The organism is Actinomyces oris (assembly GCF_001937445.1).
GTDB lineage: Bacteria > Actinomycetota > Actinomycetes > Actinomycetales > Actinomycetaceae > Actinomyces > Actinomyces acetigenes.
Window position 1 is genome coordinate 1 of the sequence record NZ_MSKS01000077.1, and the last position, 1,450, is coordinate 1,450.

Here is a 1,450-nt window from a genome sequence, read left to right on the forward strand (position 1 = left end):
GGGGTATGGAGTTGTTTCGGCGGCGAGGAGGCTTCCGTGATGAGTGCGTCCCTACGATCTGCTGCGCCCATAGGTGTGCGGCAGCCGGCAACCGACCACGGCCAGATGGCCGCGTCGGGGCAGCGCCCCGTGAAGCAGGGCCACCACTCCCGCCTGGACCTCGACGGCCCCGGCGAGCACATGGAGCGAGCAACTCCGACTGGAGGGGCGGAGCCACCAAGCGGTCGATCATCCGTGCCGGAGCTGGGCCTTACCTCACGTGAACGCCACGCCCACCTGGACCTCGGCGAGCACGCGGGGCGGCTGTCTCCGCCTGGAGGGGTGGAGCGGCCGAGCAGACGGCCAGCCACTTTGGGGCGGCGTCCCACCGCACACGACCGTCAGACCGGCCTGAACCTCGATGGCGTCGACAGGCACGCGGAGCAAGAGGCCCTGACCGTCAGTCCAGGACGGCCACGTGGGTCGACGCTGCCGGGACCCAGGCCCCGACCCGAGGCTCGGCCCGGTTCTCGTTTCGGGTGCCGGAGGGGCGTGGCTGGCCTGGTGACGGTGTGTGTGCTGACGCTGGGGGCGGCGGCCTGCTCGGTGAAGGATGCCAAGGCTGAGGCCAGCGTGAGCGCCAGTGCGAGCGCGTCGGCGGCTATTGCCCGGGCTGAGAAGGGCATTGCGGATGCCAACGCCTCGGCGACCGCCTCCCGGGAAGCGGCCCTGACCCCTGAGCTGCGCGCCAAGCGCGATGCCGCCCTGGCCGAACCCGCACCGGCCAAGCCCTCCCAGATGAACGAGGAGAGCGCCGAGGGCGCAGCAGCCAGCGTCAGCTACTTCCTCGACCTCTACCGCTACGCCTTCATGACCGGCAAAACCGCCGAGATTGAAGCCATGAGCGAGAACGGATGCGTCTTCTGTAAATCGGTCATCGACCGAGCAAATGATCTACACAAGGATGGAGGATGGGCTAACAAGTGGAAGCAAGATGTCACGAACGTGAGGTACTACGATAAACTCGAAGGATATGATTACAGTCGAATCGAGGCGACCATAAACTACGGAGAAATGACCTCTTATTCTGGGGGGAGTTGGAAAGAGAGTGTTGCGCCCCCCACTGAAGGGCAGAAAGTGCGCTTCGCTATTAGGTATGTCAACGGTGGATGGGCGATTCGGGAAGGTGAGGTGCTGTGATGAGTCGCACATCTTCTTTTGTTGTGACCTCCCTTGCCCTATCGTTGACATTGTTCGTGTCGGTTGAGGCAGCCGCGCTCGGCATTGGCCACAACAATGAGGGCGGCAATAAAGAACCCTCGGGAACTAATGTTCAGTTAGGTGCAAACAACTCGGGTGACTCAACTCAGTTTACCGGAGATAAGCAGGTAACCATTGAATCTCCATCATCGGGAGAAGAAAACCCTTCACCTAATTCTCCAACCGTTCAGGCCTCGGATCCGTCGATGTG

At 62.6% G+C, this 1,450-nt stretch carries 2 protein-coding genes; both read left to right on the forward strand.

The window, feature by feature from the left end:
- The first annotated feature begins 543 nt into the window (after positions 1–543).
- Positions 544–1,179, forward strand: a complete 636-nt coding sequence (locus tag BKH20_RS13530; protein ID WP_075391475.1) for a DUF6318 family protein — start codon at positions 544–546, stop codon at positions 1,177–1,179.
- Positions 1,179–1,450 (forward strand): hypothetical protein (locus tag BKH20_RS14395; RefSeq protein WP_218638179.1); only part of this gene is annotated, 272 nt, incomplete at its 3' end. The genes BKH20_RS13530 and BKH20_RS14395, both read left to right, overlap by 1 nt.